Below are 24,311 nucleotides of genomic sequence, written 5' to 3'. Positions count from 1 at the left end.
AGACTTCTTGAAAATTTCCTGCTGTCGGCAAACTGCGGGTCACTGAGCAGCCACAGATTCTTTGTAAAACAGCGCTGGCACCGCGAGTGTGATGGGCGGGTCAAACACCGTCGGGCGTACCATTTCAACAGTCGCTTCGCGCGTGTCAGGTGCCAGCTTGGCGCGCCCGATCAACGCAGGTTCCAGATTGATCAACTCGGACCGTTTGGGCCGTTTCGGTAAAGTCGCGGCTAGACAATACCCCGTTCCGCCGGCGGGGATCGTCGTTGACCTCGCCAAAGCATGCAGGAATCGCCAGGTCTTGGGATAGGAGTTGGGGATCGGTTTTTTGAAAACCGCCGCCACGATACCCGGTGAGCCGGATAGAATCGGGCGCTCGAAAACCAGCTTGGTCGTTTCCTGTGCTGCCGGTGGTGAATTGACCGTATTGCTCAATGCGGCGAGGAACATTTCAATGAATCCCGCCTCGCCCATCACGCGAGCATATTGCCCGGGAGGGATGCCGACTTGCGTCGAGAATTTGCTTATAAAGGAACCGAGGCTTTCAAAGCCAATTTCGAAACAGGTGTCTGTTACACTGAGCCCGTCAAACACCAGAAGGCGTTTGGCCATTTCCAGTCTCAACGCGTTGTGAAACATCATTGGCGGAATACCTGTAAGAGCGTGAAACGCCTTGATCAGCCGGTGCTTTCGCACACCGGTGTAGCAGGCCCATTCATCTAGCGTCACCGCGCCGTTTTCCAGCAGTTTCATCTGCCGGATCATGGTTTCGACCGCCTGTGTTTCTGGCACAACGCCGGGATCGCACATTGGTCCAACGGATTGAACACACTTTGTCATGATGCGAACCTCTCCAACGCCATCCGAAGCTCTTCTGGCGGAGACACGGGCACCATGCCGGTATCGGTGGCGCGCATACAGCCGATGTTCTGGCGCCCGAGCGCCATCAGACGTTTCTCACCGTCTGAATCGAGATAGTACTCGAAAATCATGCTGATGCGATGCTGCCAGATGCCTTCGAGACGAAGGTGAATTTCCACTTCGTCAAATGCGTGGAACTCTTCGTAGTAGTCGCAGCTGACGTTAAGGGTTACCAGTCGCAGGTCTTTGTAGATTTCTTCAAGAACACTGGGCGCATGCGTCTTGAGAAACATTTCGCGACAACGGCCTTGCCAGGATATGTGTTTGGCGTAGTAGACGTTGCCGACAACGTTGGTTTCTTCAAAGCCGATGGCGTGGCGGTAGACAAAGCTGGGAGCCGTGTCGACGGCGATGACATCTTTAGGGGTGACGTTCATTCTGCAGCCTCCCAGCTATTGGTTGGTTCAGGAATGTGTTCGGTTGATGGCTGTGACCCTTGCGTCCCGATGCACGCGAAAAGGTCCAGCGCTGTGAGCGCGGTTTGCACCATTACGGTAGAAGGATCGGCGCTGGCATCAAACGGTTTTGGCAAACCCAGTTTGCGGCGGGTTTCACCAGCCGTGAAAGACGCGGCGTCCATACCATCGGGCCAGTCCGAGTCCAGTGTTGCAAGATCGCAGGCCACAGGAATGCGCGACAGGACGATCAGCGTCGCAGCATCTGTGTGACTAATGCTCAAATGCGCTTCGCCGCTGATGAGAACTGGCTTGCCGTCGGTTCTGCGGGTCACCTTGTCAGCCAGTTGCAACTGTTGCAGCGCGATCTGCTTTCGGGCCATTCGATCTTTTTCTTGATCAACGATTAGAGCGACACGGGCCTCGTTGTCCAAATCCTCGCGGATCAGACGTTCCAACAATGGCACGGCCAGATCGGGCGCGTGGCGCAGACCCTCATCAGGTTCGATTGTTCCAATCGCGGCAAAGCGGGTGTCCCGCCAAAAGAAACAGGGCGCACCGTTGTTGTCGCAACCGAAAATGTCAAAGCTGTATTCGCCGTTCCTCGCCCAATTCTCCTGACCTATCAATTCGAACACCTTGCCTTCCGGGTTCAATTGGTCGATGCGTGCAATACCCAAGGGCAGAACACGGCGATGCGGCACGGCTGATTGCAACATATGCATACCGGCGTCGGACAGGGCCGGGTCGCCTAACAGAAGGCCCTGCGCTTCGAAACTGCCGAACCACGGCGCATGATCGGTGCCGGTGACACGGGCCGCTACGTGTCGTGACGTCAAAGTGGTGACGCAGCCTATGCGGGCAAACCTGGGGCCGTGGAAGAAAACCGGACCATAGAGTGCGTGGGCGGGTACCGGGACGGTCAATGGCGTAGAGCTTTGGACAGGGGATTTTGCTCCGCGCCCGCACAGCGTGTCCAAAGCCGCCTTTATGCAAGGGACCTGAAAACCGTCTTCTTCGCTGAACACGGCCGCGGTCAAGGTGCCGCCGCCCGCCTGTTGAACGGCAATCCTGATTTTTGTGCCAGTGGGCGCAACAGCCACAGCCCGGTCAAAAGACACGTCACGGATAGTGCCTGCGTTCAGGGGGGCGCCGGTCAGCACCGCAGCCGTCTGCGCCATCGCCTCAAGTGCCATCACACCGGGGAAAATCATGTGGTTCAACACCTGATGGTCACGCAGGTAGGGATCGCGCCCCGGTGAAAGTGTCGTTTCAACGATAACCTCCGCACCCGGATAATGCAGGAGGATTGCCTCAGTAAACCGCATCGGCGCAAGCTCGTCAGCGACGAACGGACGGCGGAGGTCTTCACGCTGGCCGTAGCGTCCCGTGATACAGACGGTGCCAACGAGATTGTTGGCCAGCGAGTGCTCAAAACTTCTGAGAGCGTCATCAAAGGGTAGGGCATCCACGCCCATTGCGGTCAACCGCTCTACAATGCCCAGCCGCTCGCCCATACCTGCGCCGGACCAGACAGTCCATTCCAGAGAGAGCGCGACGCAGTCGGGGTGATCCTTTGCAAACCTCGCCACGATTTCGCTTTGCATTGCGTTGGCCAAAGCGTAGTGGCATTCGCCTTGCAATCCGATGCGTCCGATGATCGACCCAAAAGCGACAAGTCGAACGAGGTTGTCACCGAACACATGAAGTATGTGCATGATGCCGGTGGTTTTTGGCGCCAGAGTTCGGGAAACGTCCTCGGACGAAAGCTCGGTCAACCTTTTGGGGTCGTTGAGAGCCGGGGCATAGAGCAGAGAAACGCCTCCTGCATCTGTCAGCGCCATCGAAAGCCTTTCGACAGCGTTTTTGTCCTCCACGTCGCATTGCACATAACGCGCGGTAAGGTCGCGGTCTTCGGCTGTCGCCAAGGTTTCCAAGACATCCGGGGCGGTCGGCGCACTGCGTCCAACGAAAACGATCTCTTTGACATCGTCCAGCTTGGCTGCCCTCAGGGCGCATTCCGCGCCAATTCCGCGATGGCAGCCAACGGCCAGCAACGTAGCGATGTCCTGACCTGCGTCAGTTGACGCAACGGACGGTGGCGCATGGCAAAAAAGAGGGCTCTCAACGCCGCCTGAATCCGTGAGGCGGTATTCGGCGAAGTCTTTGCGGCCGGTCGCTGCGCGCAAGGATGCGACGCGCGGGTCATCTTCCGGAGCGCCTCCAAGATCAATAAGCGTGATGCTGTCAAAACTGTCCTCAACCCAAGCGGAGCGCAGGAATGCCGATACCGGCGCGTTCCGATGGGTGACAACAAGGGTGCGCTGACCATTTTGGGCGTGGGCTTGGACGTCGGCGACGAAATCTTCGGCTCTGTCTCGATCAAAACATCTTGGCACTTTGATTACTGCAGGGTCCCGAACTTGATTGCGGGCCGGTTTGGGAATGGCCGAGGGCTGCCACGTAATCGCATGTGGTAGAACCCAGCGCGCTGCGCCATTGATGCGCGGGTTTACCGGTGCGCCGCTGTTTCGTAGCAGCATATCTGACAAGGCCTCCGCGAGATCGCGAGCCGAGCCGTTGGCGAAGTCGGTGGGCGAGGTCAACGCGCCGACTCCAGCCTCGCGCGCTGCGGCGGTGGCAATGCGCACTACGGCCAGGGAATTCATGTGCAGTTCGGATTGAAGTTTTGCATCCGGATCGAGACGGGTTACTGGCAAACCAGTCTCTGCGGCGACGGCGCGCATAACAATGTCCAGCGTGTCCTGATCGTCGCGATCGGGCGGGAGGTCGAGAGGGGCGGGATCCGACCGTTCGACAACAGGTTGTACAGGTAAACCGCTCGCTTTCTTTCGCGGGGCGCATGGGTTTGTAAGGAGGTCGGGCGGGGTGTTGCGTACGGATTGGTAAGTGCCTCGCCCTGCAAACATCGCTTGAATGTCGAAATCCTGACCTGCTGCAAACATTGCGGCGCAAGCGTTCAGAAGCGGCCACATGTCGGATGCCATGCTGTCGATGCTGACCGCCGTTCCACCACTATCTTCCACCAGCCGGGCGAGACCGCTCCCAGGGCCGCATTCAACAAATAGAGTTGTCGTCAAATCACGGTTTCTGACCGCCTGATGAAAGGTCACCGGCGCACAGAGTTGATGGGCCAGTTGGGTCGCGATGTCAGGTTTCCGATCCGGAATGGTGGTGCTGTGGCTGCGCTTGGGTGTCGCGAAAGTGACGGCTTCAAGCTCCTTGGCAAACGGTTTCACCACAGGTTGCATCGCCCGACTGTGAAACGCGTGGGACGTGGACAGCCTAAAGAGTGCCAAGCGCATTTGGGACGCGCGCGTCTGCGCCTTCTCTAACGCCTGGTCTGATCCGGCGATGACCGTCTCTGCAGGACCGTTGAAGCAGGCGATCTGACACCCCGTTCCAGCAATCATGCTTGCGCAGTCGGCCTCATTCAGCGACACGCGGGCCATGCCGCCGCCGGTTTGGCCAAAAGACTTCATGATCTCGCCGCGTCGGGCGGCAAGATCGAGTGCCTGTTCGGGAGACAATGCTCCGGCCCAGCTCAGGGCGCCGAGTTCTCCCACGCTGTGGCCAATTGCATCGGATGCCTGCACACCGAATTGATCCAGAACGGACAGGCCAGCGAGATTGGCCAACGTGATTGCAGGTTGCGCGACTGCAGTGTCGGCGTTGCCTTCGTGGAGTGTCTTGTTCAACGAAGCCGCCAATGGCGCAAGCAATGGGAAACGTTTTAACCAAACCGGAGACGGTGCACGGACCGGCGCAGCTTGTCCCGCGAACAACAGGCAGACGTCACGAGGATGTGCGTCAAAGGACGCATGAATGCCAGCGGGACTTCGGGTTTGCCGCTTCTCGCGCATCCAGCTGATCGCCGCTTTCAGATGCTGGGCGACGTCCTCACCACCTGATGCTGCAAAAGCCAGCCGACAGCCTCCGAATTGCGCCTTTCGCGCAAGATCTAGCGACAGATCGGCGAGTTCGGCCATTGAAAGCGTGGCGGCAATGCTGGCAATGCCATCAAGCTGGGCCACCAGGGCCTCCTGCGAGTCAGCTTTGAATAGGAAGAGTTCCGCTTCTTGGTCGGCTCTAACTGGCGTCTTCGGTACATCGCGCGGCATCACGCGATGCTCGGTGGCAGGCTTTTCCAGAACCGCGTGCACGTTGATCCCGCCGAAGCCGAAACTGGAGACTCCGGCAATGCATGTCCCTTCGTTCAAGGACAAGGGTTCCGTCAGGGGCGCGACCAATCCGCCGCTTGCAGCAAAAGCACGGCTGGGGATATCGCAGGTCACGTGTTGGGGAATGGCGCCGGATTGGAACCCCTGCACCACCTTTATCAGCCCGGCCAGACCTGCGGCGGCTTTGGTATGGCCGATATTGGCTTTTACTGATCCGATAGTCAGTTGTGTATTGCGATCTTGGTGCAAGTCCGCGAGCGCGTGAATTTCAGTTGGATCGCCCACCGGAGTACCGGTGCCATGTGCTTCCACGTAAACAACGTCTTCGGGGGCAACCGATGCCCGCTCCAAAGCACGCTCACACGCCAATCGTTGTCCGTCGGCATCGGGTCGAGTCAGACCGCCAGCCCCGTCAGTGGACATCCCCCAGCCTCGCAAACGGGCCAATACTGGCAAACCCCTGCGCGCAGCATCTGTTTCGCGCATCATCACAACGAGGCCCGCACCTTCGCCAGGCCAGAATCCATCGGATCGTTCATCAAAAACTCGCATCCGCGAAGCAGACAAAGCGCCATTGCGGGAGAAACCCACCAGCTCAAATGGATCCAGCGAGAGATCGACCGCGCCGGCGATCACGGTATCGACGCTGCCCTCTGCCAGCAAAGTCGCGCCATTGGAGATTGCCAGTAACGAAGACGAACAGGCGCCATCGACCGTGAAAGCACCGCCGTGAAAGTTGAAGTAGTTGGCAATCCGCCCGGCAATTGTGTTGGCCAATCCGCCGGCCAGTGTGTTCTCATTGGGTTCGGGGAACCGCGCCTTCAGCTTTTGGGAAAAGGCTATTCGTAGGACGTCGGCGATTTTTCCTTCTGTACCCGTCGCCTCCAGCGCTTCGTTCAGGACTTCGTCCAAGAAAGGTCCGCGCAACCGCATGAGCCCCGCGCGGCTGAATTCCCCTGTCAGCGTATTGGCGACAATCACTGCCGTGCGTTTGCGGTTCAAAGTCTCTGGTCCACCCAGCATTGCAACTACTTGAGCGGCCAAATCCAAAGCCAACCAGTGGGTCAGGTCTGTGGCTTCATAGCTATTGATCGGCACTTGAAAAGCGTTGCGATCAAACTGCCAATCGGTGATCAGACCCGCCTGCACATGCGTGATTGAGTCAGCCGCGCCGACACGTTCTGCCGCATATGCCTCCAGCGGCAACCGCGCCTTTGGAAGAGCGCGGAATGACCGTCGTCCATGCATTAAGTTGCGCCAGAAACCCTGCGGGCTGTCCGCTTCGGGGTAGACGCAGGATTGAGCGCATAGGACGATGTGGTCTGTCATGGCGTTTGCTGGGTGTTCTGCACCGGCTCGGACGTCTCCGGTACATGGTCTTGCGCGTTCGTCTCAAGTGAGCACCAGTAGAGATACAGCCCACGTCCGGCAGTGACCGCGGTCAGTGCATAAAACAGACCAAAGACGATATGGGCCTGCATCAATAACCCATATAGCGCCGCGACAGCGACTGCGAACGGCACTTGATGCCGTGATCGGCTGGGAGTTGTTGCGGGATCAGTCACCATATAGAAGGTGAATAGGATAAATGCGAAACCGCTCATTGGCATGAGGGCGGCCGCCACCGGAGTGCCGTTGATCATACTGCGGATAACTGCTTGGGCAGCGAAAGCCGCAAGCCAGGCAAAGATCAGCGGCATGCGCCCGGTGAGTTTGGTGTTGAGTAAGCTGCCGGTCAGGATGATCACCATCGGCAGCAGCCAGTCCGCTGCGCCCGCAATGTTCTCGGTGAACATGTAGGGGGGCGCGATGCCGACGGATGGAAACAACAGCAGCGTAACAGTGATACCGAAATTGGACGGGTTCAGTACATGCCGCTCGATGCGCCTGCCCCGGATCATCACCGGAACGCGAATGATCCATTTGGAGGCAACGGCCACCGACGCGGCAAACGCAACGATCCAGAGCTGCTCGTTGGCGAACAGCAGCATGCCAACCGCAAGCCCGGAAATATGCGCTGATAACAAAAAGGCGATGAAAGTGCCCGGGGTCCCTTTGTATTTCGGCGTCCGACCTTCTGCGCGCGCCTGAACGGTTTCGGCGGCCAACTCGGTGCCATAAGCTGCGGCCAAGGCTACAAACGGTGTGATCCAAGACTGCTCAAAACCCAGAAACACATGTCCCAGAATGTTTAGAACTGTGATGGCCAGAGCAAAGCGGGAAAGGCCCTTAAGGCGTTTGTCGATGTACCACCTCTCTCCAAGGCTCAAGCGGGGCGCGGTGTTTGTCGTTGTAGCGACCATGGTGGTTCTCCTTAGACGACAGGTTACTTGTTGGTCAGCTGTGCACTGGTGAGTTCGTCCATGATGATCCGATGGCGTCCGGGCTCCACGATGTAGTTGCGGCGATTGAGGCCGCTTGCATCGTGCCAACTGACTTCGATCTCGACTTCGCTGGCGGGTATTGCGCCCAATCCGAGGTGCACCTCAGGTGCGCGACTTCCCGAATGTCCGTTGCTTGCGTCCACAAACGACACCGCCGTTCGGCCCTCAGGCAGTGTTGCGCGCACCGTAGCGCCTATGGCCGGACGTGTTGTGCCGTTTGGGTTGGTTAGGCGAAGGTCCAGCACGAGTGCATGGCCGACCTGTGCGCCCTGATTTTCGAAAACTGCCGACGGTTCCCATTGGCGCGCGACGGCGAAGTCTAAATCCCCGTCTCCGTCGATGTCAGCCAGAGCGATCCCGCGGGATACGTGATGCTCACCCATGCCCAATTGCGGAGCCACATCATGAAACATACCCACTTTGTCGGCTACGAAGATGGCGTCATGGCGATCACCGGACAGATCGTCACCGGCAGAAAAACGAGGCCAGAAACTCGGAAACCTGAGCAACTCGTCATTGCCCATCGCCAGTTCGTGCAGTTCCGGCCACCGGTCGACTTGGCCTTTGACAAAACCGGTGGCCTGAAGCGCTTCCAACCGGCCGTCGTTGTCCAGATCCGCCAGTTTCGCATCCCAGCTCCATCCAGAGCGGGCAAGCCCTAACCGTCCCGCCGCATTGGTGAAAGGCGCATACCGGGACCAGTCGCCGTTGGCTTCCTGTAAAAACAGGAAGTGGCTTTCGTGCAGCGCGTATTCTTCAGCAATATTGCTAACGTAGATGTCGAGTTTTCCGTCGCCGTTCAGATCAGCGAACTCTGCGCCCATTCCTTTGAAACTGTCCCGCCCCAAAACTGATGAGCGCGGCGTGGTTAGGCCACGTTTTGACGCGACGATGCGGAACTTTGGCGTGCCTGGTGTCGATTCATTTACCAACAACCGGTCCGGGCCGAAATCGTTGCCCACATAGATTTCGGCCAACCCGTCTCCGGTCAAGTCGCCAGCGGCCATTGCCAGTGTCCATCCATCGGCCATGTCACTGCTGAATGCGCCCGAGGCATCCTCAAACAACAACCGGCCGGCATTTGCAGACGCGTTCAGGAAAAGGCGGTTGGTCCCTGCATTATAGGCTCGAGACATGGAGTGTTGCATTTCAACCGGTCTTGCACCGGTTGGGTCCAGAACGCCGGAGCCATCCGGGAAGTAGTTGCCGAAAACAAGGTCCCCGAATCCGTCCCCGTCTACATCGGCAAATAGCGCCGCGTTGGAATACCAGACTTCTCCGGTGACCAATTCTTCAGCGACAAATGCACCGTTCTTAGGTGCGCCGGTATTCCGAAATATGATCGGCGTTCGGCCCCAGAAATACACGATTGCGTCTTGCAACCCGTCGGCATCGGCGTCCGCGATCAGGCACCCCATCGGAGCGATTAGCGGTCCGCCTTCTGCCGATGTTGCCAGAAGCTCAAAGGGCGCAAAACGATAATCTCCGGATTCAATCGCCGGTCGCAGTGTCACGCTGTCGTTGCGCGGATCTACTAAACAGGCGTCGTTGGGTAGGCCGTCGCCATCCAAATCACCGAGCGCCACGGATGCACCGACGGACGAAATCCAGCCGGCCATATGGGCGTAATCCGGATGTACCGTGCGCAACGTTCGGGGCGCGGGCTTTTGCGCCGGTTCCAACGGATGCTCAACAAAGGCGAACCGTGCTTGCAGGTTTTCGACCTCGGCCCTACTCCACAGTGACTTCTGTGCCAGGCCAAACAACGAAAGTGCAATTGCACCGGCCACAAAGCGTCCGGCATAGCGGGTGTGCTGCTGGGTCATGGTCTGTCACCTCTCTCGAAGTCCAAGGTGTCGGCCAGATCGCGCCGCCACTTATTATGTAATCTCGCGCCGTCTTTCAGGGTGGCTGTTCGGTTCACGCTCGGGCGCGTGTCACGGACCGCTCGAAGCCCGACTTTGGCGGCCACGCCCGAGAGCGCCTCGAAGGTGTCAAAGGTTTCATCCAGCGCCGTTCCTGCACGCACATGTGCCTCAAGAGCAAAAGCTGCACCTTGGGCGAGCCATTTGCGGGCAGCGGCAGATTCTTTCACGATGTCGTTGGCGGCCATTGTTGGCAGGCCACCGGCGTAGGTCATCGCCAGTCCCAACCCGGCCAAAAAATCAGCCCTACGGTCTCGCGGCAACACGTTGATCGTCGTCCAGGCTTTTTCCGGATCGCCGCCACTGATGAACCAAAGACACCTGCCGGCACCGCGATCCCAAGACCGTAAAGCGCTTTGTCCGCCCCAACGTGCAACCCTCGGGCCCGCGCGTTGGGCAAGTTTGGCCGGCGAGAAAAAACAGTCGTGAAACCCCAAGCCGTCAAAGGCCAAGGGGGAAAGAAGCGGATCAATTTCGTGCAAGATTTTTCGCGCGCGCCAAGGTGTTTTGGCCATCGCCCAACCCGCACCCACGGCGGTGAGATACGGATGTTTGGCCTCTGCCTCGCCTAAAAACCGCCTCAATCGTTGCCCGCGCATAAACCGGAAAGGCACCGCATCGGTGATCGCCAATGCCATGCCAGCGCCTTCGACGAAAAAGCCCAATAAATGCCGTGGCACGTTATGAGGCACCAACAAATCCGTTGGATCGCCTTTGGACAAGGCAGCGTTGTATCCAGCCACAAAGGTGCCCGCGGCGGTTTCAAGTAGGCTCTTTTGTTGCGGCTCAGCCGAAAAGCCGCGTGTATCGAACGTGGCTTCTTTCGGGTCGAGCCGCAGTAGCTTCACCATGCACGGTAACCCGCGACTGGTCCCATTTCGACCGGGATTGTGTTGAAAACACGCGCCTTCGAGGCCGCTGTGTACGTAATGGCCGTGCAAACGATACAACTGCCATCAACTGTGCAATTTGTTGTGAAAACCTTTGACAAAAACACTCCCCGAAAGACCTTGATTTCGAAAAACGGGTTAAATAAGCAAAAAAAGTTCACGTAAGTGATCAAAGCAACGTAATCAAAGCTTAAGCAATTTCCTGTCAATCCGTCAAAGGTTTTTGTTTTCACAAAACTCGTTGGGCCTAGGGACGCAGAACCCCCGCAATCAACACTGCTTGCAATGCTACTAAACCAGCCCTGCCATGAAGGCTCTTGCTCTTCGGGACTGCAAGGGTCGGCATTGTTTGCCGGTCAGAACCGAGACACTTTCGAGGAAACATGGTATCATTTCAGCCTCTATAGCGCCTCGGGTTTGCCGGAGAGTTTTTAGTTCAATAGTCAGGACGCTTTTTCTAGGGCGCGTACGTTGTCGCAAAAAGCCTCCTTTGCTTCTTGGGGCGTGACGTTACAGATGGCCTTGTTCAGGGATCCGGTGTTGTTCCAGTCAACCCATTTAAGCGGTTCCCATTTGACTTGGCTCACCGACTTCCAAGGACCGAGGAAGTGCCGCGGGTGCCAATAGAGACTATTGAAGTTGGTCGTCTATTTTGGGGTGTGTCAGCACAGTTACCGAAAGCCGAGCCGAAATCAGATCAAATCCGATCCCATTTCCTACATGGCATGTTGAACTCGAACGATTACCACGATCGACGTTTCGACAGGCGGATTTCGATAGGGAGATTTGAGGCAAGAGATCGTAGTGAGACCAGGCGAAAGCGACATCTTCGATGCACTGACATCCGCCTGCTTAGCTCGAACGTTTTCAAGAGCTCTGTGGGGGGTATAGAAAAGTTGACCGCTCTGACGAAGCAAATGCTGTCGGCGGCCCTAACACCTCGTCGAGCGCGGCGAAGTTGGTAATAAAACAGGAATCAAAAGGCAGGGAAATACAAGCATTCCCCACGTGTAATATTCAACAAACCTAAGATTCGGACGCTTGGTAGATCTGACGGGTCTAGCTTCGTCTTATCTTCAAACCACGGTCAACGCATCGTTGCAGAGACAAAGATAGAAGAGTACACACGGTAAAACAGTAATGAATTGGGCTGACAAAACGGCTCACCAATTTGACGAGACGCATCTGTGATAGAGCAAGCGAGGGGCGCTAAGGTACACAACGACCCCAACGGCTTCGAGTATAGCTTGAGCGCAGTTTTCGACCTGCTAGTGCAAAACTCATCCAGCGCGATGAGGTTCTACACGCGATGAGTGCTGTAGCAACAGGTAGCCCAGCAGAGCGCGATCTCGAAGAGGATTTGATCGCCAAGTTGCGCGATCTCAAATACGAATATCGGCCCGATATTCGTGATCGAGCCAAGCTGGAAGAGAACTTCAGGATTAAGTTCGAGCAACTGAATCGCGTCACGCTTACGGATGGCGAGTTTCAGCGGTTGCTTGATGAAATCGTCACGCCAGATGTTTTCACTGCGGCACGAACCTTGCGCGAGCGGAGTAGTTTCACCCGCGATGACGGCACGCCACTGAATTATACGCTCGTCAATACCAAAGACTGGTGCAAAAATACCTTCGAAGTGGTCAACCAACTCCGCATCAACACAGACAATAGCCACCATCGCTATGACGTCATTCTGCTGATCAACGGTGTGCCAGTCGTACAGATTGAATTGAAAACCCTCGGCGTAAGTCCGCGTCGCGCAATGGAGCAGATCGTAGAATACAAGAACGATTCTGGGAACGGTTATTCCAAAACCATCCTGTGCTTTCTTCAGCTTTTCATTGTCAGTAATCGCGATCGAACTTTTTATTTTGCAAATAATAATGCGCACCACTTCGCCTTCAATGCCGAAGAGCGCTTTCTACCAGTTTATGAGTTCGCGGACGTTGACAACAAGAAAGTCGTCCATCTCGAGAGCTTCGCCGAGACGTTCCTCGTCAAATGTACGCTTGGCCAGACAATCAGCCGCTATATGGTGCTGGTGGCAAGTGAGCAGAAGCTTCTGATGATGCGGCCATATCAGGTCTACGCAGTGAAGGCGATCGTCGACTCCATCACTCAAGACTGCGGCAATGGTTATATCTGGCACACGACTGGCAGCGGCAAGACGCTCACGTCGTTCAAGGCGTCAACCCTGCTCAAGGACAATCCTGAAATCGAGAAGTGCCTTTTCGTCGTGGACCGAAAGGACCTCGATCGGCAGACGCGCGAGGAGTTCAATAAGTTCCAGGAAGGCTGCGTTGAGGAAAACACCAACACGGCCTCTCTCGTTCGACGTCTACTGTCGGATGATTATACCGACAAAGTCATCGTCTGCACGATTCAAAAGCTGGGGCTTGCGCTGGACGAAAACAGCAAGAGGAACAGACAGCAGAAGAAAAACGGTAAGAAGAGTTTCAAGGAACAGTTGGAACCTCTGCGCGACAAGCGCATCGCCTTTATTTTCGACGAATGCCACCGGTCGCAGTTCGGCGAAAATCACAAGGCCATCAAGACCTTCTTCCCGCGCGCCCAGCTGTTCGGTTTCACTGGAACACCTATCTTCGATGAGAATGCGGCGCACCAGAAGATCGAAGACACGCAGGCCAGTATGAAGACAACTGAGGACCTCTTCCATAAGCGTCTTCATACCTACACGATCACTCACGCCATCGAAGACGGAAACGTCCTTAGATTCCACGTGGACTACTTCAAGCCAGAGGGAAAAAATCTGCCTAAGCCAGGTGAACCTCTGGCCAAACGAGCGGTCATCGAGGCCATCCTAGCAAAGCACGACGCGGCCACTGGCCACCGACGTTTCAATGCCCTGCTCGCCACATCGTCGATCAATGATGCCATTGAGTATCACTCCCTTTTTAAGGCGGTACAGGCCGAGAAACTGGTGGCCGATCCCAGCTTCCAGCCGCTGAATATCGCCTGCGTCTTCTCTCCGCCTGCCGAGGGCAATCCTGATGTGAAGCAAATCCAAGAAGACCTGCCACAAGAGAAGGAAGACAATGCGGTCGAGCCGGAAAAGAAAAAGGAGGCTTTGAAAGCCATCCTCGGCGACTACAACACCCATTACGGCACCAATCACAAGATCGGCGAATTCGACCCTTACTATCAGGAAGTGCAAAAACGCATTAAGGACCAGCAATGGCCGGATGCCGACCTGCGGAAAGCTTACCCCAATCAGACGCACCACAAGATAGACATCACGATTGTCGTCGACATGTTGCTGACCGGGTTTGACTCCAAGTTTCTGAACACCCTCTATGTCGACAAGAACTTGAAGAACCATGGCCTGATCCAGGCTTTTTCGCGCACCAATCGGGTGCTGAACGCCACCAAGCCCTATGGCAACATCCTTGACTTCCGCCAGCAGAAGAGCGCAGTCGATGCAGCTATTGCCCTCTTCTCGGGCGAGGCCGCTGCCGAAAAGGCCCGCGAAATCTGGCTCGTCGACAAGGCTCCCATAGTCATCCAGAAACTGGAAACTGCCGTGCAGAAGCTTGAAGTCTTCATGAAGTCGCAAGGCCTCGCTCCCGCACCAGAAGAAGTGCCGAGCCTAAAGGGCGACGCGGCCCGCGCGGCTTTCGTCGAACATTTCAAGGAAGTCCAGCGCCTCAAAACCCAGCTTGACCAATATACCGACCTGTCTGATGAAAACCGCGATACCATCGAACAGGTCCTTCCGCGCGGTAGCCTGCTTGGCTTTCGCGGGGCTTATTTGGAAACCGCTCAGCGCCTTCGGGCCCAACAGGGCAAGGGCACGGATCAAGGCGATGAAAAGCGGACGTCTGACGCCGACCAACTAGATTTCGAATTCGTACTCTTCGCCTCGACCGTCATCGACTATGACTACATCATGGGCCTGATCGCCCGCTATTCGGAAAGCACACCGGGCAAACAGAAGATGAGTCGGGAAGAGCTGATCGGACTGATCCAGTCCGACGCCAAGTTTCTGGACGAGCGCGAGGATATCGCTGCCTATATAAACACCCTCACGGCGGGTGGGGGGCTGAGCGAAAAGGCCATCCGCGACGGTTACAACCGCTTCAAAGCTGAAAAGAACGCGAGCCAACTGGCGGACATCGCGGGCAAGCACGGACTGGCCACCGAGGCGCTGCAGGCCTTTGTCGACACCATCCTGCAACGCATGATCTTTGACGGCGAGCGGCTCACCGACCTGATGGAACCCCTTGGGCTGAACTGGAAGGCACGGCGGGTGAAGGAACTGGACCTGATGGCCGACTTGATGCCGCTGCTGCTGAAACGGGCAGCTGGACGCGAAATTGCGGGGCTGAGCGCTTATGAACAATAAGGGAAAATCCGCAGCCGCGACGGGTAGTGGGTCAGCGTTAGTACCCAAGCTGCGCTTTCCTGAGTTTGTCGGTCAACCGATCAAAGACCTGCGTCTGGCGGAAGCGACGACAGAAAGCAAAGATCGAAACGGCGCTGATGAAGTCCAATTGCAAATCATGGGAGTTTCCAAGGTCGATGGCATAGTCCCGATGGAAGATCGGCTGATCGCGGCTAATACCGCGCGTTACAAATACGTTCGGAAAGATTGGTTCGCATACAATCCGATGCGGCTGAACATCGGGTCCATCGCTCGTTGGCTCGGTGACGATGATATTCTGGTCAGCCCTGATTATGTTGTTTTCAAGTGCAATGACTCAGGCGTCAAAAGGCTCAATCCCGCGTATCTTGATCATTTTCGACGCTCCAACTCCTGGGAGGCGTTTGTCTCGGAGAGTGGCGACGGGGGGGTTCGTGTGCGCATTTATTACAAGGACCTTGCGCGTCTTCGGCTGGCCCTACCGTTATTTCCTGAACAAAAAGAAATCGCCGACTGTTTGGATTCGGTTGACGCGCTGATTGCCTCGCAGGAGCAGAAGGTGGAGATGCTTAGGGCCCACAAGAAAGGGCTAATGCAACAGCTTTTCCCCCAGGAAGGCAAAACCCAACCGCGTCTCCGTTTCCCAGAGTTCGAGGGCGCTGAGGAATGGGAAGAGGCGAAACTGATTGCAGCATGCAACATGCAAGCAGGAAAGTTTGTGGCGGCCGCCGAAATAAATGAATCTAACGCCGACGGGCTATTCCCTTGTTACGGAGGCAACGGAATCCGTGGTTACACGGCCTCTTTCACGCATTCAGGCAGATATCCCCTTATCGGACGTCAGGGTGCGCTATGCGGAAACGTGAAGTTCGCCATTGGAAGTTTTCACGCGACTGAACATGCGGTGGTCGCAAGTCCAAAGAACGGCATTTCTGTCGATTGGCTTTTCTATCTTCTTGAACACTTAGATCTGAATCGATTCGCAACCGGACAAGCGCAGCCAGGATTGTCTGTTGATGTGTTGAAAAACGTGATGACTTCGGTACCAAAAGATGAAGCCGAACAACAGCACATAGCCGACTGCCTCATCTCCCTCGACGACCTCATAGCCGCCGAGAACCGAAAGCTCGACACACTCAAGACCCACAGAAAGGGCCTGATACAGCAGCTTTTTCCCCGTGTTGAGGAAGCTTGACGTATGAGAACATACAAGACTCTGAAAACCGTTGTGAACAGACTCCGTGACGATCTGAACAATCCCACGAAGCCAACGTCTTTGGTCCTGATTTACGCCTACAACCGAACTGGCAAGACGCGCCTGTCGATGGAATTCAAAGACGCAGGGAAGCGCAAGAACAAGAAAAACCCGACCGGGACGCCCGATACGCTCTATTTCAATGCGTTTACCGAAGATCTTTTCGTCTGGGAAAATGATCTTGAAGGTGACAGCGTGCGACGCCTTCAATTGAACGAAAAGTCATCCTTCTTCGATGCGATGGCGGAGCTCGCACTAGACGAAACTATCGCCCGTTACCTTTCTCGCTATGCCGATTTCGAGTTCGATTTCACCTACAAAGAAGTCCAGCAGGGCAGAGACACCATCTCCAAGCCGGATTTTGTGAGTTTTCGAAAGGGCACCGAAACAAACATCAAGGTGTCGCGGGGTGAACAGAACATCTTCATTTGGTGCACCTTCATGGCGATCTGCGAGCGAATGCTGGATGGGCATGGTTCCTATCAGGGAAAGAAATATCTTTACATCGACGACCCGATCTCCTCGCTGGACGACAACAATGCAATTTCCATCGCCTGCGACCTGGCTAAGCTATTGCGTCGGGCCGCCGCACGAAAGAACGATGACGGTGCACCAGCCCCGATCAAGGTGGTCTTCTCTTCGCACCATGCGCTGTTTTTCAACGTCATGTGCAACGAAGTTGGCCGGAAGATTGATGATGCGCCTTCTGTCGCCCATCGGCGCTATTTCCTGCACCGCTCGGAGGGCGACGGCTGCTACACGCTTCAGGCGACGGAAGACACGCCTTTCTTTCATCATGTGGCGACGCTTGCTGAATTGCAGCGCGCGGCTGATCCGAAGAGGGGAAAACTGTATACCTTTCACTTCAATGCTCTACGGAGTGTTATGGAGAAGACGGCATCTTTTTTCGGCCATCCAAGCATCGCCTTTTGCCTGAAGGCGCTCGACACTGAGGAAGATCGGGCGCTATTCAACCGGGCCCTAAACCTGCTGAGCCACGGGCCGTATGCCGTTCATGAACCCACAGAGATGGGCGAGGACAACAAGGACCTTTTCCGCCGCATGCTGCGCGAGTTCATCACCCGCTTCGAATTCGCCCTACCGGGTGCCGTTCCAGCCTCGCGCGCATCCCCGGCTCCCACATCCGCTGCTCAGGAAGCACACGCACAATGAATGACCAAATCCAAAAGCAATTGGGCAAGACACTCTGGAACATCGCCGACACGCTGCGCGGGGCCATGAACGCGGACGATTTCCGCGACTACATGCTGTCCTTTCTGTTCCTGCGCTATCTTTCGGACAACTACGAGGCGGCGGCGAAGCGGGAACTGGGACCTGACTATCCGGATCTGCCGGATGTTCTTGAGCTCACTGGAGCCAGCACGCCATTGCAGGCATGGTACGAGGACAACCCAGAAGACGTTGCCGAGTTTGAAAAGCAGATGCGCCGCAAGGTGCACTATGTAATCCAGCCGCCCTATCTGTGGAATAATATCGCAGAATTGGCGCGCAAACAGAGCGATGAGCTGCTCCTGACGCTTTATGAGGGCTTCAAGTACATCGAGAACGAGTCCTTCCAGAGCACGTTCGGCGGGTTGTTCTCGGAGATCAACCTTTACTCGGAAAAGTTGGGCAAGACGCAGGCGGACAAGAACAAGAAGCTTTGTTCGGTCATCGCCGAGATTGCCAAGGGGCTCGATGAGTTCTCATCCGAGGTGGATAATCTCGGCGATGCCTACGAGTACTTGATAGGTCAGTTCGCCGCTGGTTCCGGAAAAAAGGCGGGCGAATTCTACACGCCTCAGCAGGTCTCTGACATCCTGTCCGCGATCGTAACCCTGGACAGCCAGGAACCGGCCACTGGTCAAAAGGACCGCCTGACGAGCGTGCTAGACTTTGCCTGTGGCTCTGGGTCGCTGTTGCTCAACGTGCGTAAGCGCATGGGGGAGAGCGGAGGAAGTATCGGCAGGATATTCGGGCAAGAAAGCAACATCACAACATACAACCTCGCCCGCATGAACATGCTGCTGCATGGGGTCAAAGATACCGAGTTTGAGATTTTCCACGGCGATACCTTGGCTAACGATTGGGACATCCTGCGCGAGCTGAACCCGGCCAAGAAGCCCGCCTTCGATGCGGTAGTAGCCAACCCGCCCTTTAGCTTCCGCTGGGAGCCAACCGAGGCGATGGGTGATGATGTTCGGTTCAAGAACTACGGGCTGGCACCAAAGTCTGCCGCCGACTTCGCCTTCCTCCTGCACGGTTTTCATTATCTGAAAGATGAGGGCGTGATGGCAATCATCCTGCCGCACGGGGTTTTGTTTCGGGGTGGGGCGGAGGAGCGCATCCGCACGAAGCTATTGCAGGACGGTCATATCGACACGGTCATTGGCCTGCCTGCGAACCTGTTCTATTCGACCGGTATCCCGGTCTGCATTCTCGTGCTCAAGAAATGCAAAAAACCGGACGACGTTCTCTTCATCAATGCCGCCGAACACTTCGTAAAAGGCAAGCGGCAAAACCAATTGGGTGATGGCACGAACGGAACACCGGACCATATCGGGAAGATCGTTTCGACCTACCAATTCCGAAAGGAAGAGGACCGCTATTCCAAGCGTGTGAGTATAGAGCGTATTGCCGACGAAGGTTATAACCTAAACATCTCTCGATACATCAGCACCGCGATTCCCGAGGAGGAGATCAAGCTTGCAGATGTCCAAAAGGAGCTTGTCGAGATCGAAAAGCAGGTCCGAAAGACAACTTCAAGGCACAACACCTTCCTGAAGGAACTTGGTCTTTCTTTGCTTCCATGAGGCGATTGATTTGAGGCTGTTGGAAACAGGTCAAAGAGCTTCTTGTGTGATGGGTGATCGGAGCGGAGATTGGCCAACTCGTTTACCGATTTCGCCAACTGTTTTCGCAATCCCAGGCTGTTTTCCAGTTGTACAACGAGCGTTGGTTGAACGCTTAACCAACGTTCTGGTTAAATGACATATCGTTCGCGAATGAGGACACATCATCTACCGCACTTTAGTTAGGCAGCCTTCCCGAACTTTTCCTAAATCTGGACCGTCAAGGTCGATATGATAGAACCGGAATAGTCCATAGACAGTACCCCCTCAGATCATATTTCGGCGGACATGCCATGACTTAGTTGCGGGAGCACGGGTTGGGACAACAACAACCCCAACCCAAATGCCACCGAATTGAAGACTATGAGTTGACCAACACAACACGGCGCAAACAAACCCACGTTACATCCACAGAGAAGGACCCAAACCGTCAGGCTGAATCTTGGAATTCTTTCATCACCCTCCTAAAAGCCTCCATTTCAGCTTCTTCCCTGGTAAACCCCTGATCAAATTCTAGTATTGCAGCTCTCTCCTCGAATGCGTGAAGTGCAACCGGATCTAGAGCCATGTACTTTGCGACAAGCGACATTTGCGACCGGTGCTGCAATTGCCCTTGGTGACGGGAAACGTAACCGGCTGTTGAGTTTGTTTTCGCAGGTTCTGGAGAATTGAGCTCATTGTGACTTTGACCAGGTACAGACGCTACACGTGGATCCAAAACATCTTCTTCAAGGTCAAAACTGAACAGCTTACTCATTGTGGCACAGCCCCCATGCTTCACGGGTCTCATGCCCATTGATCACAGTTCCGACCGGCAATTCACAAATGCGCCGATGCTCTGCCAGAATGCACAGCAGGCGTTTTACAGTCTTAGTATCCCTAGTCGCGGTTGGTCCAAATCTTACGATCGTTCTCTTGTCGAAAGGTTCAACTGGATACCGCGCCTTTAGCCAATTGAGCAGTTCTTGTGCCAGTTCCAAAGATCTATCGACAGGACCTGCATCCAAGAGCCGTTGAGCTTCTGCAATGTACCAAGAAGCGAGTTTGATACCGCATGCCACATCCCGAATGGACACGGATTCTGCGTCTGGATCTGAAAAAACCGCCAGAACACCGGCAATTCGTACAGCTTGTTCGGCTGCCTTGGATGCAAAACCAGTTATGTGCGACAGAGATTGATTTGGAAGTTGTTGGGCTTCAACTTTGTTTGCAAATCGTATCAAGAGTGCCTTCGCATCAGGATCTAAAGGCAAAACTCTCGGCTCAAGCTCCAAGTGATTTGCACCGGTATCTTTGGATCGGCGCAGAAGTGAAGCTAACTGATTGTGGTATTTGGTAAGCTTATTTTCGGCCAAGCGCTTTTTTTCTAGATAGTCATCGGAAATGACGATGAGCCGTTTGCCAATTCGGCTTTGGGGCCAAGCGATAAGCATGCGAGAAAGAAGCCCCTGATCTCGTAGAACGTCGTTTCGCAACACACTTTCCGCGATACCTGGTTGAATCATCAAATGAAGAGCTCCGCGCCTGCGCCGATATGTGACTTGCGGGGAACCGGCTCTGGTGCGGTTTAGGGGTGCTGCGTCCCAGAGTTTTGATAACCCGGCTGCGGTCTTGAGCTGATTGTCCTTGCCCATACCGTGTCCGCCAAAGAACTGGCCACCTTCGTCGGCGAAGATACCAATCGAAGGATCGCCGTCCTCGAAATGGCGAAGAACGCCTTCAAACGTAATATCGGGCAGCAGCTTTCGAGGCACGACAGGTGGAACAGGCGATTGAGGGGCGGCGTTTTCGACTACGCAACCTTCCCCTGTCTGTGCCTTCAGGGCTTGTCGCTTCATGTTTTCGTATATGGACAACTCGAATTCGTAAGCTCTTCGAGCGTCTTCGTAGGCCGGGGCTTGAGCTTCTTCCCAGTCCTGAATCGGCTTGGATGCGAGTTTATCGCAAGACGATTTTCTTTCCCCCGAGGATGCAATGGTAAGCAGAAATAGACTCAATGGAGCTGAACCAGCCAAGGTTTCTACGTCACGGATAGTCTGCGTCGCAAGTGACGCCATCGCCAAAACCGACTGGAACGCAATTTCGATTGGCGCATCAGTTAGGAATGCTATTGCCTCAGTAGCTTCCCGCAATGCGCCAAGATGATCTTCGGGCAGAGCTAATCCTAGGTCTCTTTGGCGTAGAAGGGGTTCCGGTGCTTCGTTTTTCGGGTGGTATTTTGCGGCAGTCGCAAATTGGTTTGAAACAGAGGTTTCAGACACAGCTTCGCCCTTGCCTATTTTCATAGACATTTTTTGAATCCTTCAATTTTAAGCGTAGTTCGATGTGCGAATTACGTCAGCGCCCGCTGACTACTTTGGGGAGGTGCTTTCGCCGAGACGTAAGTTCATTCAAGGTATAGACAAAACTTGAAGAACGATGCTCATCTAATGGAGAAACCAGACAGAAAGTCAGCAGGTCGCTAATCGCAAGATTATTCGACTTCTGAGTTTTCTGGTCTGGGTGAGTTCTTTCGTTGCAAGTGGTGTCATGAATGACCTCCGTGTATTTATGCAACAATCAAATAATAGCAGATTTTATTGATAATTTACTACAGCACGGTTCGATGCCATTCTAAAATGCAATCATTGCCAACGCTTCTTTTCGCATCTTTAAACCTCCACCAGTTTCATAGACTGGCCGGGCATATTTGTGCCCCAAGATATCTGCACGCACTCGATCATCGATCCCTGCACTCAAAAGTGCGTCTTCAACATAGTGCCTCAAACTATATACCGTGTGCTGCGGCGTTTCTTTCAAACCGTTCGTTTCCAAATACTTGTTGGCAACTCCAGACCAGGCGTTGGCCTTGTGAGCGTATCTATTGATACCACCTCGACGGACGATGCGCGTTGCAGCTTCCAAGGATACTCCCAAAAGTGGAATATCACGCGCGGAGTGTCGTTGTTTGAGTTCACGTCCGTGAGCGGCCACGCGAATGAACGGGATTTCACCTTCGAGACAAAAGTCTTCTAGTGGACATGATAGTACCTCCGAGGGACGCAAACCTGTATTGATAAGCACCAATAGTGTATCTGCGGCTTCAGCGTTCAACCCTTTAAACGCACCGGTCGCCAATAGCTTTGTGTTTACCCACTCCTTGGAAAATGGAGGTCGGGAAATCACGGGATCCACTGATTTGTCAAAGCGCAACCGAGCAAAAGGGTTTTCAAGTGAGTGGTGCCCTTTCAGCTCGCACCACTCTCGAAAAACCTGAGAGAGGTGGCCAAAGTCTTTGTTAGCGGTCTCCGCTCGCGTTTCTCCCGATTGAACCCGCTTCGACCACCATTCGCGGAACGACAACGCATCCTCGCGTGTGATCTTATCGATGCCAGTAGCCCTTCTTTTGGGAACTGCTCTTTCGAAATTTGAGACAGCTCGCTCTCGAGGTAGCCACCAAAGATGTCGTTGTTGATCCGACTTGCGCAAATGTCGTGTTTTTGTAAGTTCAGCATATTCTTGGAGAACCTTACGCAATGGGGGCAGAGCGACATTCACGCTGCCTAGAAGCGCCTCAACAACTTCTGGTGGCTGGTGCGAGCACACTGTTCCCGCTGCCGCCATTAAACGCGGCAGATTCTCATCAAAGGTTCTTTTTAGCAATACTTCGCTCGGAACATAGTCAAAACCATGCGCTTCTGAGATCTGTTTGGCCGCTTGGTATTTCTCGTATGCCAGAGCTTCCTCGCCTAATGCCAGGAATTGCCACTCAGCTCTTTTTAGTTCTTCGAGCTCAAAAGCTTTGCGCTTAGCCACACTCAAATCCGCTGTTTGGAGTGCTTGTCTGATCTGCTTTACTGGCTGCCTATTCTTGCCCAGTACTTTGCCAAAGAGATGCTTTGGGACATTCATTACAAAGTAATAGCGACCTCGATCCAATGTGATGCCCATTGCAGTGCACTCCTTCAAATTCCACATCCATGCGGGATTCTATGCGGGATTTCATGCGGGAAACACTGGCATGCGCCGGTTAAAGAAACCTTACGCGTTTGAAAAGAATGCGTTTTTTCCTGAAGAATGCCCATGGTATGGGCAGTTTAGTGGCGGAGACGAAGGGATTCGAACCCTCGAGACCCTTCCGGGCCTACTCCCTTAGCAGGGGAGCGCCTTCGACCACTCGGCCACGTCTCCGCCGACGGGTATATCCTTGCATGTCACGGAGTTACAAGGTCGATTCTGGTGCTAGAGTCATTTTTTATGACCTCAAGCCCGGTTCTGGAAACGAAGCAGGGCCCCGGCGGCAGTTATGCCGCCGCCGGGCATATGCGGGCTCTAACGGAACACGTCGACCAGATCTGAGACGCTGACGCCTTCCTTGATTTCTTTCAGGCGGGCAAAGATCATCGCGATTGCCACACCTGTCCAGCCATAGGCCAGCGCGTTCAGGACAGCCTCGGCTACGATCCACGTAAGGGTGGGTTCAAATCCGATGGCAGAGGTGTCGCCAAATCCAAACGCAAATACGAACCCCACTGCTGCAGACACCAGAAAGATGCACAGAATAAGCAGGACTAACGTGCCGACGATTGGCCAGCGATAGCCCTTTGTGAGCTGCGAGCTGCGATTGAGAGCTCCGAAACCGGATTTATCGATGACGATGGCCGGGACGATGACTGAGAATACCGCGTAGAGCCAAAGCCCGGGTACAAACACAAGCGCAAACCCGATCACAATCAGAATGCCGCTTACGATGGACAAAACCGCCAAGGCTGGCAGGTTGACCAAGGCGTTTTTGAAGTATTGGCCAATCTGGGCGGGCCGTCCGGATTTGGCGTCATAGGCCAGTTGAATGACCATGGCCGAGGTTAGTGAGATGGCGACGGATGAGATCAGCAGGGCCACGACAAAGGTGGAACTGAAAGTCGCCCAGTCGAACTCAACCCCCGGAACGGCTTCGAAATCCGTGTCCCAGGCATATGTATTCACAATGACGTCGATCAGAGCGGGGATGAAACCCAAAAGGATCACGATGTGAATTTTCCGGAAGAAGATCGAAAATGTATCACTCAGAACCGCGCCCACTCCGAAGGGGGCGTGGACGTGAGAAGTTGCAGTATCAGCCATCTG

General features: G+C 54.9%; 14 protein-coding genes and 1 tRNA gene. 4 read left to right on the top strand and 11 right to left on the bottom strand.

Annotated features, from left to right (window positions below; genetic code table 11):
* Positions 1-39 precede the first annotated feature (39 nt).
* Genes ACR0JX_RS14500 through ACR0JX_RS14475 form a run of 6 tightly spaced genes read right to left on the bottom strand, consistent with a single transcriptional unit; the run spans position 40 to position 10,678 of the window.
* Positions 40-840, bottom strand: coding sequence for a helix-turn-helix domain-containing protein (locus ACR0JX_RS14500; RefSeq protein ID WP_480544479.1), 801 nt, complete (start codon positions 838-840; stop codon positions 40-42).
* The gene (locus tag ACR0JX_RS14495; RefSeq protein ID WP_480544478.1) at positions 837-1,298 is read right to left on the bottom strand and encodes an acyl-CoA thioesterase; all 462 of its coding nucleotides are present in this window, start codon (positions 1,296-1,298) and stop codon (positions 837-839) included. The genes ACR0JX_RS14500 and ACR0JX_RS14495 overlap by 4 nt, the downstream gene beginning before the upstream one ends.
* Positions 1,295-6,847, bottom strand: coding sequence for an SDR family NAD(P)-dependent oxidoreductase (locus ACR0JX_RS14490; protein ID WP_480544477.1), 5,553 nt, complete (start codon positions 6,845-6,847; stop codon positions 1,295-1,297). Before ACR0JX_RS14490 ends, ACR0JX_RS14495 begins: the two co-directional genes overlap by 4 nt.
* Positions 6,844-7,821: a hypothetical protein gene (locus tag ACR0JX_RS14485; protein WP_480544476.1), complete on the bottom strand. Its 978-nt coding sequence runs from the start codon at positions 7,819-7,821 to the stop codon at positions 6,844-6,846. Before ACR0JX_RS14485 ends, ACR0JX_RS14490 begins: the two co-directional genes overlap by 4 nt.
* Before the next feature lie 23 nt (positions 7,822-7,844).
* Positions 7,845-9,728 (bottom strand): CRTAC1 family protein, encoded by a 1,884-nt coding sequence (locus tag ACR0JX_RS14480; RefSeq protein WP_480544475.1) that lies wholly within the window; start codon positions 9,726-9,728, stop codon positions 7,845-7,847.
* Complete coding sequence (locus ACR0JX_RS14475; protein ID WP_480544474.1) at positions 9,725-10,678, bottom strand: DUF1702 family protein; 954 nt, start codon at positions 10,676-10,678, stop codon at positions 9,725-9,727. The genes ACR0JX_RS14480 and ACR0JX_RS14475 overlap by 4 nt, the downstream gene beginning before the upstream one ends.
* A 1,348-nt stretch (positions 10,679-12,026) precedes the next feature.
* Between ACR0JX_RS14475 and ACR0JX_RS14470 the strand changes: the two genes are divergently transcribed.
* From ACR0JX_RS14470 to ACR0JX_RS14455, 4 genes are all read left to right on the top strand, one after another.
* Positions 12,027-15,080 carry a type I restriction endonuclease subunit R gene (locus ACR0JX_RS14470; RefSeq protein ID WP_480544473.1) on the top strand — a complete coding sequence of 1,018 codons (3,054 nt, stop codon included), beginning with the start codon at positions 12,027-12,029 and terminating at the stop codon, positions 15,078-15,080.
* Positions 15,070-16,293 carry a restriction endonuclease subunit S gene (locus tag ACR0JX_RS14465; RefSeq protein WP_480544472.1) on the top strand — a complete coding sequence of 408 codons (1,224 nt, stop codon included), beginning with the start codon at positions 15,070-15,072 and terminating at the stop codon, positions 16,291-16,293. Before ACR0JX_RS14470 ends, ACR0JX_RS14465 begins: the two co-directional genes overlap by 11 nt.
* Before the next feature lie 81 nt (positions 16,294-16,374).
* Positions 16,375-17,526, top strand: coding sequence for a hypothetical protein (locus tag ACR0JX_RS14460; protein WP_480544471.1), 1,152 nt, complete (start codon positions 16,375-16,377; stop codon positions 17,524-17,526).
* On the top strand, positions 17,523-19,166 hold the full coding sequence (locus ACR0JX_RS14455) for a type I restriction-modification system subunit M (protein ID WP_480544470.1): 1,644 nt from the start codon (positions 17,523-17,525) through the stop codon (positions 19,164-19,166). The genes ACR0JX_RS14460 and ACR0JX_RS14455 overlap by 4 nt, the downstream gene beginning before the upstream one ends.
* 469 nt (positions 19,167-19,635) lie before the next feature.
* On the opposite strand, the gene ACR0JX_RS14450 is transcribed toward ACR0JX_RS14455, so the two are convergent.
* From ACR0JX_RS14450 to ACR0JX_RS14430, 5 genes are all read right to left on the bottom strand, one after another.
* Positions 19,636-19,962: a hypothetical protein gene (locus ACR0JX_RS14450; protein WP_480544469.1), complete on the bottom strand. Its 327-nt coding sequence runs from the start codon at positions 19,960-19,962 to the stop codon at positions 19,636-19,638.
* Entirely contained in the window at positions 19,955-21,496 is a 1,542-nt protein-coding gene (locus ACR0JX_RS14445) for a YfjI family protein (RefSeq protein ID WP_480544467.1), read from the bottom strand. Before ACR0JX_RS14445 ends, ACR0JX_RS14450 begins: the two co-directional genes overlap by 8 nt.
* Before the next feature lie 322 nt (positions 21,497-21,818).
* On the bottom strand, positions 21,819-23,135 hold the full coding sequence (locus ACR0JX_RS14440; RefSeq protein WP_480544466.1) for a tyrosine-type recombinase/integrase: 1,317 nt from the start codon (positions 23,133-23,135) through the stop codon (positions 21,819-21,821).
* Between the two features lie 150 nt (positions 23,136-23,285).
* A tRNA-Ser gene (locus ACR0JX_RS14435) sits at positions 23,286-23,375 on the bottom strand.
* Positions 23,376-23,516: 141 nt separating this feature from the next.
* Positions 23,517-24,308, bottom strand: coding sequence for a hypothetical protein (locus ACR0JX_RS14430; protein WP_480544465.1), 792 nt, complete (start codon positions 24,306-24,308; stop codon positions 23,517-23,519).
* Positions 24,309-24,311: the final 3 nt, after the last annotated feature.

The organism is Ruegeria sp. AH7 (genome assembly GCF_056541325.1).
Note: the sequence above shows the minus strand (reverse complement) of the source record. Positions and strands in the feature narration are given on the sequence as shown.